Here is a 13,850-nt window from a genome sequence, read left to right as displayed (position 1 = left end):
CTACTTCCCCGTGTGGAGGCCGATGGTGGCGTAGTCGATGCCGCCCGCGAACAGGGGGCTCGAGTACGCGTTCCGCACGTTCTCGCCGACGACGAGCACGGACTGCGCGAAGAGGAGCGGCACGGTCGGGGCGAGCTGCTGGATCTGCTCGTCGAGGTCCCCCCACGCGGTCTTCGCCGCGTCGAGGTCCGTCATGGCGGAGACCTCATCGATCTTGGCATTGACCGCGGCATCGTTCAGCTGGGAGAGGTCGTTGTTGCCCTTGTCGCTGATCTGGCGTCCGTCGAACAGCGTCGGGAGCACCGTGCTGGGCGACAGCCAGTCCGGGCACCAGCCGGTGACGGCGGCGTCGTGCTGCTGCGAGGGGGTGCCGATGGTCTCGTAGTAGGTCGCCGTGTCGATGATGTTGAACTCGACGGTGATGCCCACCTTGGCGAGCGACTGCTGGAGCGCCTCGGCCTGCTTCTGCGCGGAGGGCAGGTTGCGCACGTCCAGGGTCATCGTGAAGCCCTGCGGGACGCCCGCCTCAGCGAGCAGCGCCTTCGCCTTGTCGACGTCACCCGCGCTGTCGGTGCTCGGGTAGAGGTCGAAGTCCTTGTGGCCCGGGATGGACGGGGTGAGCATCGTGGACGCGGGCTCGGCGATGGACGGGCCGCCGGCGACGTCGGCGAGCGACTTCTTGTCGATCGCATAGGAGATCGCCTGCCGGACGCGCACGTCGTCGAGGTGCGGCTTGGTCGTGTTGAGGCCGAGGTACGTGGTGCAGGCCTGGTCGCCGGTGACCGTGCGCGCCTTGATCTGCGGGGTCTGGATGCGGGAGACGCTCGCCGCGGTGATCGTGTACGCGATCGCGTTCTTGTCGTCGCCCTGGTTGGCGAGCAAGCGCTCGTCGATGGTCGCCTGGTCGAGGCCCACGGTGAACTGCCACTTGTCGGGCTTGGCCGTCCGCACACCGTCGGTCGACTGGTCCCACTCGGGGTTGCGCTCGAGGGTGAGGGAGGAGCCGGCCGTGCGGGCGGTGACCCGGTACGGCCCGGACGCGATGGGCTGCTGGTCCATGCTCGTGACCGTCACCTTGTCCTTGTCGGCCGGGAACGGCGTCAAGGTGCTCTGCGCGGCGACGCTCGAGAACTCCGGGACGGAGCGGTTCAGGTGGAAGACGATGGTCTTCTCGTCCGGCGTCTCGATCGAGGAGAGGTCGCCCGACTGGTAGGGGCCCTTGTACGACTCGCCACCCGCCAGGTAGAGCCGGGTGTACGGCGTGCCGATCGCGAGCGCCGGGTCGAAGGACCGCTCGACGCCGAACTTGACGGACTCGCTGGTGATGGGTGAGCCGTCCTCGAACTTGAGGCCGTCCTTGAGCGTGAACGTCCACACGGTGGCGTCGGCGTTGGGCGTGCCCGTGTCGGTCGCGAGGTCCGGCCCGATCGTGGCGCCGTCCTTGCCGGTCGCGGTGGTGAGCGTCCGGTAGATGAGCCGGTAGAGGTCCTGGACACCGGTGTCGTAGCCCATCTCCGGGTCGAGATGCGAGAAGTCGGTGCTGGCGAGCACCTGCATGGTGCCGCCGGTGTCGGCAGGACCGGTGACGCCGCCTGCCGCGGCTCCTCCGCCGGCGCCGGCGCAGGAGGTGAGGGCGAGGCTGGCGGCGACGGCCAGCCCGACGGCGGTGATTCGTCTGTTCATCGGACTCTCGTTTCGTGGATGGCGGCCGAGGCGCACCGGGTGGGGAATGACGGACGGGGTCGTGCGATGGGAGGGGATGGGAAGCGGAGGTGCGCGCCATCGCCCCGGATCGGGTGGATCCGGGTGGCGTGCGCGCGGACGGCGGCTCAGCCGGTGTCGGCGGCGCGGATCCAGACCCGCATCGCGCCCGGCGACCGGTTGCCCCACAGGGCGTACGGCACGAGCACGGCGTCGACGGGATCGGCCGACGCGGCGGGAGCTGCGGTTCCGGGGACGACCTCGGGGTAGAGCTCGTCCGGCGCGGGGAGCGCGCGGCGGAGGCGCACGGCGAGCGCGACGCCCGGGTCGGCGGCGGTTGCCGCGTCCGACGCAGGACCCCACGGCGCGGCGAGCGGGAGCGGCACGGTCCGTGCCTCCGCCAGGTCGCGCGGGTCGAGGAGCAGGTCGTCGACGGGTGCGCCGGCGTCCTCCTGCTCGACGGCGAAGACGATCGGGCCGCGCGCCACCGCGAGGGTCCCCCGGGTGGCGTCGAGGTGCGGGTGGGAGCCGAGGGCGCGCACGGGCATGTCGAGCTCTACCACGAGCGCGTCGCCCGCGGACCAGGCGCGGGAGGCGCGGATCCACCGATCGGGAGCCGATGCGTCGACCTCGGCGACGGATCCGTCGACCCCCTGCACGACCGCGGTCGCGGACCGGCACCAGCCCGGACGACGCAGCACGATGCCGCTCTCGGCCCCGGATGCGCGCAGCACCTCGACGCGCACGGCGCCGTCCCATGGGTACGCGGTCGTCACGCGCACGTCGAGCGCGTCGGTGCGGATCACGCACGCGGTCGGGTGGGCGATCACGAGGTCGTCGCCGTCCTGCACCGCGACGTGGTCCTGCAGCTCGCTCATCCAGCGCACGATGTTCGGCGGGCAGCACGGGCAGGTGAACCACGGGCGGCGCATCAGCTCGCCCTCGGTCTCGGCGCCCGACTGCGCGTGGTGGTCGGGGCGGCGCTGCAACGGGTTGTCGTAGAAGAAGCCCGTGCCGTCGGCGGAGAGGCCCACCGCGTAGGCGTTCAGCAGCACGGTCTCGTGCGTGTCGAGGAAGCGGGGCTCGCCGGTCGCGAGGAAGAGGCGCCACGCCCACTGCATCACGGCGATGGCGGCGCAGGTCTCGCTGTAGGAGCGCTCGCTCGGCAGCTCGTACGCGTCGCCGATCGCCTCGTCCGAGTGGCGGCTGCCGAGTCCGCCCGTCACGTAGAGCCGCGTGCGCACCGCGTCGTCGAACAGGCGGACGGATGCGGCGAGCAGCTCGTCGTCGCCCGTCTCGAGGGCCACGTCCGTGGCACCGGCGGCGAGGTAGGCCATGCGGACGGCGTGGCCCGTGACGGCGGGCATCTCACGGAAGGGGTGGGCGTCCTGGAAGTACTCGGCGGGGAAGATCCGCGTCGCCACCGTGCCGTGCCCGCGACGGTCGACGAACGCGGCGGCGAGGTCGAGGTACGCCCGCTCCCCCGTCTCGCGGAACAGCTCGACGAGCGCCATCTCGACCTCGGGGTGCCCGCAGACCTCGACGCGTCCGCCCGGTCCGAACGCGCGGACCGCGGCGTCGGCGAAGCGGCGCGCCACGGCGAGGAGCCGGCCGTCGCCGCCCTGGCGGGAGTCGGCGATCGCGGCCTGGATGAGGTGCCCGAGGTTGTAGAGCTCATGGCCCCAGGCGAGGTCGGACCAGGGCGCGCGCTCGGATCCGGGCCGCTGCACGTACGAGCCGATGTAGCCGTCCTCCGCCTGCACGCGCTCGAGCACGTCCGTGGCCTCGGCGAGGAAGGCGCGCATCTCGGCGCTCGCGGTGCCCCGGCCGACCTCGCAGGCGATGCCCTCGAGGGTCTTGTAGACGTCGGTGTCGAGGAACGGGTAGCGCGGCGCGGGCCGCTCGCCCGGCCCGTCGACGACCGCACGGAGGTCGTCGAGGTTGCCGGCGGCGGTCATCGACGCGATGGCGTGGGGGATGGTGCGGGAGCGGTTGCGCTCCTGCCAGGCCCCGAGCAGGCCGCCGCCGAGGGTGACGGCATCGGCGCCCAGCGGGCTGCGGGATCCCGTGGTGGGGAGGACGGCCCCGCGGCGCGCGCCCGTGCGGATAGCATCCGCATCTGCTCCGGTCACTGCCATGGCGCTCCCTCGTCCGGCCTCGAGCAGCCGGTGGTAGGTGACATATTACAAATACGCCATACGGTGTTGGCAATCCCGATGAAGCGTTTGCGGCCTCCCGTTACACGCTGTTTACATGCGGGTCCGATCGCCCGGCCGCCTCCGGAGCATCCCGCTAGCACGCCGCGTCCGCTCCCCACAGCCCGCGAGGAGCGCGCAGCCGGACCAGTACGATCGTGGGCAACGGCGACAGCTCTTCGGGTGAGCTGTCCCGCCAGCGCCGGGCCGGTCTTCGGGTAAAAGTCGGCCGTGAGCGCGGCTCGGTCCCGCAGCCCTCGAGGCTCGGGACCGGGTCTCCTCCCCGCCCCGGGCCGGCCGACGGTCGCCCTGGTCTGCCGAAGCCCCCATCGGCCGGCGCCCTGGTCGGCCGACGCGCTAGTCGGCCGCGACGGATCCGGCGGCGACGACCGCGAGCAGCCCCTCGCCGTACGTGTCGAGCTTCTTCTGGCCGACGCCCGTGATGCCCGCGAGCTGACCGAGGTCCTGCGGGCGCACGGTCGCGACCTCGCGCAGGGTGACGTCGGCGAACACCACGTACGCGGGCACGCCCTGCTCCTTGGCCTGCTCGGAGCGCCACGCGCGGAGCTCCTCGAAGAGGCCCTGCGCCTCCTCGGGCAGGTCCACCACCTGGCCGCCCTTGCTGCGCGTGGTGCGGGTGCCGCGCCCGCGCACGATGCGTTCGGGCTCCTGCCGCATGGGCACCTGCCGGGATCCGGTGAGCACGTCGCCGCTGCCCGGGGTGATGACGAGGGTGCCGTAGCCGTCGTCGCTCACGCCGAGGAGGCCCTGGGCCAGCAGCTGCCGGACCACGCCGCGCCACTGCACGTCGGTGAGCTCGCCGCCGATGCCGAACGTGGCGAGCTGGTCGTGCCCCTGCTGGCGGACGCGGTCGGTCTCGTTGCCGAGCAGGATGTCGATGAGGTGCGCCGCGCCGAAACGCTGGTTCCGCTCGCGCTGCAGCCGCACGACGGTGGACAGCAGCTTCTGCGACGGCACCGTCGCATCCCACGTCTCGACGGGTTCGAGGCACGTGTCGCAGTTGCCGCACGGACCCGTCTCCTCGCTGAAGTAGCGCAGGAGCTGCACCCGGCGGCAGCCGACCGTCTCGCAGAGCGCGAGCATCGCGTCGAGGTGCTGCGACAGCCGGCGGCGGTGCTGCGCATCGCCCTCGGACTGGTCGATCATGCGACGCTGCTGCACGACGTCCTGCAGTCCGTAGGCGAGCCAGGCGGTGGACGGCAGGCCGTCGCGGCCCGCGCGCCCGGTCTCCTGGTAGTAGCCCTCGATGGACTTGGGCAGGTCGATGTGGGCGACGAAGCGCACGTCGGGCTTGTCGATGCCCATGCCGAACGCGATGGTGGCGCACATGACGATGCCGTCCTCGCGGAGGAAGCGGGCCTGGTTGCGCTGCCGGACGGCGGCGTCGAGGCCCGCGTGGTACGGCAGCGCGGTGATCCCCTGCTTGTTCAGCGCCTCGGCCGTCTGCTCGACGGTCTTGCGGGAGAGGCAGTAGACGATGCCCGCGTCGCCCGCGTGCTCGGTGCGGATGAGGTCCACCAGCTGCTTGCGCGGCTCGGCCTTGGGCACGATGCGGTAGCGGATGTTCGGCCGGTCGAACGAGGAGACGAAGTGGCGCGCGTCCTCCAAGCCGAGGCGCGCGGTGATGTCGGCGTGCGTGGCCTCGTTGGCCGTCGCGGTGAGCGCGATGCGCGGCACCTCGGGCCAGCGCTCCTGGAGCATCGACAGCGCCAGGTAGTCCTTGCGGAAGTCGTGGCCCCACTGGGAGACGCAGTGCGCCTCGTCGATGGCGAACAGGGCGATGCGCGCCTCGTCGAGGAGGCGGCCCATCCGGTCGAGGATGAGGCGCTCGGGCGCGAGGTAGAGCAGGTCGAGGTCGCCGTCGAGGAGGGCGCGCTCGACCTCGCGGCTGGTCTCGAGGTCCTGCGTGGAGTTGAGGAACGCGGCGCGGACGCCGACGGCGCGCAGCGCGTCGACCTGGTCCTGCATGAGCGCGATGAGGGGCGAGATGACGACGCCGGTGCCCTCGCGGACGAGGCTCGGGATCTGGTAGCAGAGCGACTTGCCGCCGCCCGTGGGCATGAGCACGAGGGCGTCGCCGCCGCCGATGACGTGCTCGACGATCTCCTGCTGGTCGCCGCGGAACGCGTCGTACCCGAAGACCGTGCCGAGGCGCTCGAGGGCGGGGGCCAGCGCGGTGCCGCCGCCGGTCGAGGCGGGAGCGGGAGGGGTGGAGGTCATCAGGGCAATCGTATCCGGGGGCCGGTCGGCGGCAGGCGGGGAGGAGGAGCGTGGGGACGACGACGCCCCCCCCCGCATCGGCGGATTCTCGTGGTCGTCGCAACACCTGATGATTTAGATGGTTGTCAGTAGAGCACGCATTCGCTCGGCTGGGGTGTCCCAGTCGAGCGTTTTGCGTGGTCGGCCGTTGAGCTGCTGAGCGACATGTTCGAGGTCGGCGGAGGTATGGGCGGCGAGATCGGTGCCCTTAGGGAAGTACTGGCGCAGGAGTCCGTTGGTGTTCTCGTTGCTGCCGCGTTGCCAGGGTGAGTGCGGATCGCAGAAATAGACCGGGATTCCGGCCTGGATGCTGATCTGGCGGTGGCTCGCCATCTCAGCGCCCTGGTCCCAGGTCAACGATCCACGTAGGTGTGCAGGCAGGGTGCTGATCAAGGGCACGAGCACGTCACGGACTTCCTCGGCGGTATGCCCGCCGGGGAGATGGCCGAGCATGACGTAGCGGGTGGTGCGTTCGACCAGAGTCACGATCGCGGACTGTGAGCTCGTGCCGACGATCAGATCACCCTCCCAATGCCCAGGGACTGCCCGGTCCTCGATCTCCGCGGGCCGGTCAGCGATCATGACCATCGGGTCCACGAACCGTTGAGTGCGATGCTCTGGGCGGGTGCGGGGTCTGCGGCGGGTGCGGCCGGTGCGTAACGCGTCGGCGACTTCGCGGCGCAGTCCGCCGCGGGCCTGGACGTAGATCGCTTGGTAGATCGTCTCCGTGCTCACCCGCATACTCTCCTCGCCCGGGAACTCCCGAACCAGCAGGCGGGAGATCTGCTCCGGTGACCAGCGCAGCATCAGCTTGCGTGCGACGTAGTCCCGCAGCGGCCCGTCCTGAGCGAGCTTCGCCCGCTTCGGACGAGAGCGGCTCGCTGCCCAGGCCCGGTGCGCCGCGTGGGGCTGGTAGGTCCCCGCGACCGTGCGGGCATCGAGCTCGCGTTTGATCGTCGATGCCGGCCGACCCAGAACCCGCCCGATCGCGCGCAGCGACAGGTCCTGACGGCGCAGATCCGCGATCGTCTCCCGCTCGATCACGGTCAGGAACCGCGGATGCAGAACAGCGTCGACAGCGGGCAGACGCGGTCCCGTGATGGTAGCCATCCCGGTGTTGTACTCGATCCGCCGACCATCAGCATGAATCCGAACACTGCCCCGCTTCATCCAGCCGCGGTCCCAGTCCTGCGCAGTGCGCTCATGCACACCGACCCGCGACGCGGCTACCCGCCGGGACATCCCCTCCACGCGGAGCCGCTCGTACTCGCCACGCCCTGGATGCCCCGCTGTACCGGACTTCCCGCGCCCACGCACACCAGCCGTGCGCGCCCACCCGTACGCGGTGTTCCGACTCACCCCGACCACAGCCGCAGCAGCCGTGATGCTGCCATCGACCCGGTCCAGTACCTCGAAGAACTCCCGCCGCAACTCACCCGAAACCACGATCCCCGCAACCCCCTGAACTCAGGGTGTTGCGGGGACCACGAGAATCCGCCCGCGCGGGGCGGGCCGTCGTCGTGCGTCCGGCGTCAGCTCCGGGTCACGTCCAGCACCACGACCGCCCAGGACAGCGCCGGGAGCGTGAGCGTCAGGCGCCCGCCCTCCGCGTCCACGCCCTCGAGCGGCACGAGCCCGACCTGCTCGCCGGACTCCAGGGTGTTGCTCGCGTGCCGGTCGCCGCCCTCGGGGACGCGCAGGACCTCGGCGCGGAGGATCCGCCCGGCGTCGAGCCCGCGCAGCGCCACCTCGGTCGACGCGTCCTCCTCGAGCCCGCGGTTCGCCAGGAAGAGGGACACGGTGCCCGCCTCCTCGTCCCAGGTCGCGCTCACGTCGACCACGTCGGCCGTGCCGAAGCGGTCGTTGTCGTAGCGGTCGCTGTCGACCTCGACCTGGAGGATCCGGCCCGTCGCGAGCTGCGCCATCCGCGCGAACGGCCAGAAGATCGACTGCCGCCACGCGGGCCCGCCCTCCTCGCTGCGGATGGGCGCGATCACGTTGACGAGCTGCGCCTGGTTGGCGATCTTCACCCGGTCGCCGTGCCGCAGCAGCGAGTTGAGCAGCGTGCCCACCACCACCGCGTCCGTGACGCTGTACTCGTCCTCGATGACCCGCGGGTGCTCGCGCCAACCTGCCTTCTCGATGCGGTGCGGCTGGTCCTCGCCGTCGAGCCCGCGCTGGTACCAGACGTTCCACTCGTCGAACGAGAGGTCGATGCGCTTGCGGCTCTTCAGGCGCGCGCCGGTCGCGTCCGCGGTCGCGACCACCGACTCGATGAAGAAGTCCATGTCGACGGCGCTCGCGAGGAAGCTCCGCACGTCCCCCTCGTGCTCGTAGTAGTAGGCGTGCAGCGAGACGTAGTCGACGACGTCGTAGGTGTGGCCGAGCACGGTCTGCTCCCACTGGCCGAAGGTCGGCATGCCCGAGTTGGAGCTGCCGCACGCGACCAGCTCGATGCTCGGATCCACCAGCCGCATGGCCTTCCCGGCCTCCTGCGCGAGGCGGCCGTACTCGTCGGCCGTCTTGTGGCCGATCTGCCACGGCCCGTCCATCTCGTTGCCGAGGCACCAGAGCTTGATGTCGAAGGGATCCTCGGCGCCGTTCCTCCGCCGCATGTCGGAGTACTTCGATCCGCCCGGGTGGTTCGCGTACTCGACCAGCGAGCGTGCCGCGTCGACGCCGCGCGTGCCGAGGTTGACGGCCTCCATCACCTCGACGCCCGCGGCCTTCGACCAGCCCACGAACTCGTGCAGGCCGAACGCGTTCGTCTCCACGGTGTGCCAGGCGCCGTCGAGCCGGCGCGGCCGGTCCTCGACGGGGCCCACGCCGTCCTCCCAGTCGTAGCCCGAGACGAAGTTGCCGCCGGGGTACCGCACGACGGTGGCGCCGAGCTCCTTCGTGAGGTCGAGCACGTCCTGCCGGTAGCCCTCGGGCGTCGCGGTCGGGTGGCCCGGCTCGTAGATGCCGGTGTAGACGCAGCGGCCCATGTGCTCGACGAACGAGCCGAAGAGCCGGCGGGGCACGTCGCCGATGGTGAAGTCGCGGTCGATGGTGATGCGGGCGCGGGTCATGGGCGTCCTCCTTCGCGAGCGGCCCGGGCGCGTGCGTCCCGGGCGGGATGGGTGGTGCGGGTCGGGGTGTCGGCGCGCGGGGTCACTGCCCGCCGAACCCGGTGGTCGAGATGCCCTTGATGATCTGGCGCTGGAAGAAGAGGAACACCAGGATCAGCGGCAGCGCGGCGAGCACGGCGGAGGCCATGTTCTGCGCGTACTGGATCCCGTAGGCGTTCTTCACCGTCTGCAGGCCGACCGGCAGGGTCATGAGCGTCGCGTCGTTCGTGGCGATGAAGGGCCACAGGAAGTTGTTCCACGCGCCGATGAAGACGAAGATCGCGACCGCCGAGAGGATGGGGCGCGACAGCGGCATCACGATCTGCAGGAACACGCGCACGCGTCCGGCGCCGTCGACGCGCGCGGCGTCCTCGAGCTCGATGGGGATCTGGTCGAAGAACGCCTTCAGGATGAACACCATGGCGGGCTGCACGATCTGCGGCAGGATCACGGCCCAGAGGGTGTCCACCAGGTTGAACGACAGCATCTGGTAGAAGAGCGGGACGATGAGGATCTGCGGCGGGATGATGATCGACGCCACGATCGCCCCCATCAGCAGCTTGCGGCCGCGGAAGTCGATGCGGCTGAGCGCGTAGCCGGCGAGCGCCGAGAACACGACCGCCACCACCGTGATCACCGTGCTGGTGAGCAGGCTGTTCCAGGTCCACAGCGGGATCGTGCCGCCGTTCAGCACCGACGCGTAGGCGTCGAACGTGAAGCCCCCCGCCGGGAAGACGGTGACCGGGAACGCCGCCGCGTCGGTCTCCGACTTGAACGACGTGAGCACCGCCCAGAGGAACGGCAGCAGCCACGCGGCCGCGAGGACGATGAGGATCAGGAGCGCGGCGATGCGCGACGGCTGGAACCGCGGCGTCCCCGTGCGGCCCTGGCGGGCGGCGACGCTGGTCGCGGGCTTCCGGGCGAGCGTGCCGGAGGAGAAGGCGGGACGGGTGGCGGTGGTCATGACTTCCTCCGGGTCGCGGTGAACTGGATGACCGAGATCACGACGATCAGGGCGAAGAAGATGTACGAGATGGCGGCGGAGTAGCCGAAGCGGAAGCCGGTGAACCCTGTCTCGAAGACGTACTGCACGATGGGCCGCGTCGAGCCGCCCGGGCCGCCCGCGGTCATCTGGTAGATCTGGTCGAAGACCTTGAGCGACGCGAGCACCTGCAGGATCGCGAGGAGCGCCGTGGTCGGGGCGAGCTGCGGGATCGTGATGGAGAACAGCTGCCGCCACTTGCCGGCGCCGTCGAGCGCGGCGGCCTCGTACTGCTGGTCCGGGATGTTCTGCAGCGCCGCCAGGTAGATGAGGAAGTTGAACCCGACGGTCCACCACACGGTCGTGATGACGACGCTCGTCATGGCGAGGTTCGAGTCCTGGAGCCACGCCGGCTGCGGGAGGCCGAACGCCCCGGCGATCGCGTTCACGACGCCGAGCTGCGGGTTGTACATCCAGAGCCAGAACAGCGACACGACCGTGGACGCGAGGAGGAACGGCAGGAAGAACGCCAGCCGCCAGAGCCACTGGCCCGGGAGGCCGAGGTTCACGAGGAGCGCGAGCACGAGGCCCACGACCAGGAGCGGGACGGTGCTCGCGATCGTGAAGACCACGGTGTTGCCGAGCGAGCGCCACATCTGCGAGTCGCCGAAGGCCTCGAAGTAGTTCGCGAAGCCGATGAGCTCGCTGTTGGCGCCGGTGAGGCTCTGCCCGGTGAGGCTCTGGTAGAAGCCGTAGAGGACGGGCCACACCAGGAACACCAGGAAGGTGATGAGGAACGGGGCGATGAAGAGCATGCCCTGGGCCTGCTGCTTGGCCTTGACCCGGGGCTGGCCGACCGCGGGTCGCGGGGCGTGGGACCCGGCCGCGGGAGCGACCGGGGTGGGCGGTGCTGCTGTCGTCACGAGTGGACTCCTTCGTCGTTTCGCTGGGAAGAGGGTGCGGTGCCGCGCACGGGCGGCGACCGCGAGATCGATGGCGCGCTGCGGGTGGTCGCGCGCTACAGGGGGTTGGGCTTGGCGAGCAGCGCGTTTATCTGCCGGATGAAGGCGTCGAGGCCGACCCCCGCCTCCTGGCGCCCGAGGAACACGTTCTGCACGTTCTCGGCGAAGTACGTCTGGAAGTCCGAGCCGGATCCGGTGAAGTACGCCACCGGGTCGTACTCGATCTGCTCGGCCGCGTTCGCGTAGTGCGCCTGCGGCAGGAGCTCCGCGTACTCCGGGCTGTCGATGACCGGCTTGTACGCGGGGATGTGCCCGGCCCCCGCCCACTGCAGCGAGTTCTTCAGGAGGTCGGCGACGAAGGCGTACGTCGTCTCGCGCTTGACCGGATCCGGCGAGCTCTGGTGCGGGAGCACGAACGCGTGCGAGTCGGCGAAGGTCGCCGGCGTGCCGAAGAGGTTCGGGATGGGCATCGCGTCGAGCGGGACCTTCGCCGTCTGGAAGGTGGGCAGCTCCCACACGCCGGTGACGATGGCGCCGCTCTTGCCGCCCGCGAACTCGGCGATGGCGGTGCCCGCGTCACCGCTCGGGGTGGCGATCGTGCCGTCGAGCAGGGTCTGGATGTACTCGAGCGACGCGACCGCCTTGTCGCGGTCGTAGACGACCTCGCCGCCCGTGGGCAGCTCCATGTCGCCGCCCATCTGCTTGTAGAACGTGTAGAACATGCGCCACATCTGGGCGCCGTCGCCGAGGTAGCCGTAGCTGAAGCCGTGCTCGCCGGTCACGCCCTGCATCGCGCGCATCGCCTCGAGGAAGCCGTCGGGTGACGTGATCTCCGCGAGCTGCCCGTCGTCGCCCAGCACGCCCGCCTCGCGGGCGATGTCCGTGTTGTACATGAGGATGAACGGGTGGCTGTCGAGGGCGATGGAGTACAGCTTCCCGTCCACGACGCCCTTGTCCCAGACGCGCGGCTCGAAGTCCGCCTGCGTGACGCCGAGCTCCGCGAGCCTGTCGGTGTCCCACGGGTCGAGCAGCCCGCCGGGCGCGAAGCCGGGCACGCGCGCCGCGTGCATCACCGCGACGTCCGGTGCGCGGCCACCCACCGACGCCATGGCGAGCTTCGTGTAGTACGGCTGGCCCCAGGCGAGGACGGTGGCCGTGACGTCGAAGCCGCCGCCGGAGTCGTTCGCCTCCTTCACCATCTCCGTCATGCGGATGCCGTCGCCTCCGGACAGCAGGTGCCAGTACTTCAGGTCGACGATGCCGCCGGCCGACGCCACCTGGGGCGCGCAGCCGGAGAGGCCCCCGACGAGGAACGCGCCGCCCAGGGCCGCCGCTCCGCCCATGAGGATCTGACGCCTCGACCATGCCGAGGGGCGTCCCCCGGCCTTTCCCGTAACAGGATCCATTGACCACTCCTTCGTGATGCGACGATCATTACATCGTTTTAATGCCGAGCGCAACGTTTCCGGGCATCGGCCTCCCGGCCGGTCACCGCGGGGTCAGGCCACCGGTCCTGTCACGTCAGGCGGATGCGCGCGTGCTGCCCCGGACGACGACGCGATGCGGGATGACGAGCTGGACGGGCGGTCCGTCGCGCTCCTCGATCCGGCGCACCAGCTGGCCGACGGCCGCCTCCGCGTACGCGCGGATGTCGAAGTGCACGGTGGTGAGGGTGGGGATCGAGAAGCGCGACTGGTCGACGTCGTCGAACCCCGCGACCTGCACGTCCTCGGGCACGCGCACCCCGTGGTCGGCGAGCGCCCGCAGGACGCCGAACGCGAGGCCGTCGGTGAAGCAGAAGAGGGCGTCCGGGAGCGGGTTGCCGTCGCTGAGCCAGGAGTCCACCGCCTCCGCCCCGGACGCGCTGTTCCACCCCGTGCGGTCGATCTCGACGGGCGCCTCGCCCGCCTCCTCCATCGCGCGCCGGTAGCCGATGCGGCGGAGGTCGCCGGCCGCGGACTCCTCGCGCGTGGCCGTGCCGACCGCGGCGATGCGCCGGGCGCCCGTGCCGAGCAGGAAGCGCGTCATGTCGTACGCGGCCTGGACGCTGTCGACGAGGACCCGGTCGACGATCTCCTGCTCGACCTCGCCGATCACCACGACCGGCGGCAGCGACTCGGCGCGCGCGATGGCGCTCCGCGACAGGAGCACGGGGTTGAGGATCAGGCCGTCGACGAGGTGCTCGCGCGCACGGGACATGAGGTCGCGCTCGCGGTCGGGCCGCGAGCCCGTCTCCTCCATCTGGATGCTGTAGCCCGCCTCGTGCGCGACCTCCACGAGGTGGTGGGCGAGCTCTGCCGAGTACGCCGTGCTGAGGTCGGGCAGGGCGACGGCGATGATCCCGGTGCGGCCGTTGCGGAGGCCGCGCGCAGACAGGTTCGGCACGTAGTCGAGTTCCGTGACCGCCCGCTCGACGCGCTCGCGGGTGACGGGGCTCACGGCGACGCGGCCGGTGATCACGTTCGACACCGTCTTCGGGGAGACGCCGGCACGCGCGGCGACGTCCTTCACTGTCGCGCGCATGGTCCTCCCGGGGCCGACCGGCGGCGGGAGCCGTCCGCAGTCCGTGCCCTGCGAATCTAATGCACACGCATTCCCCCGCCCGCGGGGCGACGCCCGG

9 protein-coding genes are annotated in these 13,850 nt (G+C 71.0%); all 9 read right to left on the bottom strand.

Annotated features, from left to right (window positions below; all coding sequences use genetic code 11):
• A complete protein-coding gene (locus CMS_RS00290) occupies nt 1–1,683 on the bottom strand; it encodes an ABC transporter substrate-binding protein (RefSeq protein ID WP_041464248.1) in 1,683 nt (560 codons plus the stop codon).
• A gap of 146 nt (nt 1,684–1,829) precedes the next feature.
• Complete coding sequence (locus CMS_RS00285) at nt 1,830–3,839, bottom strand: glycoside hydrolase family 127 protein (RefSeq protein ID WP_012297544.1); 2,010 nt, start codon at nt 3,837–3,839, stop codon at nt 1,830–1,832.
• Nucleotides 3,840–4,253: 414 nt separating this feature from the next.
• On the bottom strand, nt 4,254–6,137 hold the full coding sequence (gene recQ, locus CMS_RS00280; protein ID WP_049791874.1) for a DNA helicase RecQ: 1,884 nt from the start codon (nt 6,135–6,137) through the stop codon (nt 4,254–4,256).
• Nucleotides 6,138–6,251: 114 nt separating this feature from the next.
• Nucleotides 6,252–7,418, bottom strand: coding sequence for an IS30-like element ISCmi3 family transposase (locus CMS_RS00275; protein ID WP_076612010.1), 1,167 nt, complete (start codon nt 7,416–7,418; stop codon nt 6,252–6,254).
• A 290-nt stretch (nt 7,419–7,708) separates the two neighbouring features.
• Nucleotides 7,709–9,247: an arabinosylfuranosidase ArfA gene (gene arfA / locus CMS_RS00270; RefSeq protein WP_012297541.1), complete on the bottom strand. Its 1,539-nt coding sequence runs from the start codon at nt 9,245–9,247 to the stop codon at nt 7,709–7,711.
• Nucleotides 9,248–9,329: 82 nt separating this feature from the next.
• Complete coding sequence (locus CMS_RS00265) at nt 9,330–10,250, bottom strand: carbohydrate ABC transporter permease (RefSeq protein WP_012297540.1); 921 nt, start codon at nt 10,248–10,250, stop codon at nt 9,330–9,332.
• A complete protein-coding gene (locus tag CMS_RS00260; RefSeq protein WP_012297539.1) occupies nt 10,247–11,191 on the bottom strand; it encodes a carbohydrate ABC transporter permease in 945 nt (314 codons plus the stop codon). Before CMS_RS00260 ends, CMS_RS00265 begins: the two co-directional genes overlap by 4 nt.
• A 95-nt stretch (nt 11,192–11,286) precedes the next feature.
• Entirely contained in the window at nt 11,287–12,636 is a 1,350-nt protein-coding gene (locus tag CMS_RS00255; protein WP_012297538.1) for an extracellular solute-binding protein, read from the bottom strand.
• Nucleotides 12,637–12,751: 115 nt separating this feature from the next.
• Nucleotides 12,752–13,753, bottom strand: a complete 1,002-nt coding sequence (locus CMS_RS00250; RefSeq protein ID WP_012297537.1) for a LacI family DNA-binding transcriptional regulator — start codon at nt 13,751–13,753, stop codon at nt 12,752–12,754.
• Nucleotides 13,754–13,850: the final 97 nt, after the last annotated feature.

The sequence above is a fragment of the Clavibacter sepedonicus genome (genome assembly GCF_000069225.1).
Lineage (GTDB): Bacteria > Actinomycetota > Actinomycetes > Actinomycetales > Microbacteriaceae > Clavibacter > Clavibacter sepedonicus.
This window is presented reverse-complemented; position numbering and strand designations above follow the sequence as displayed.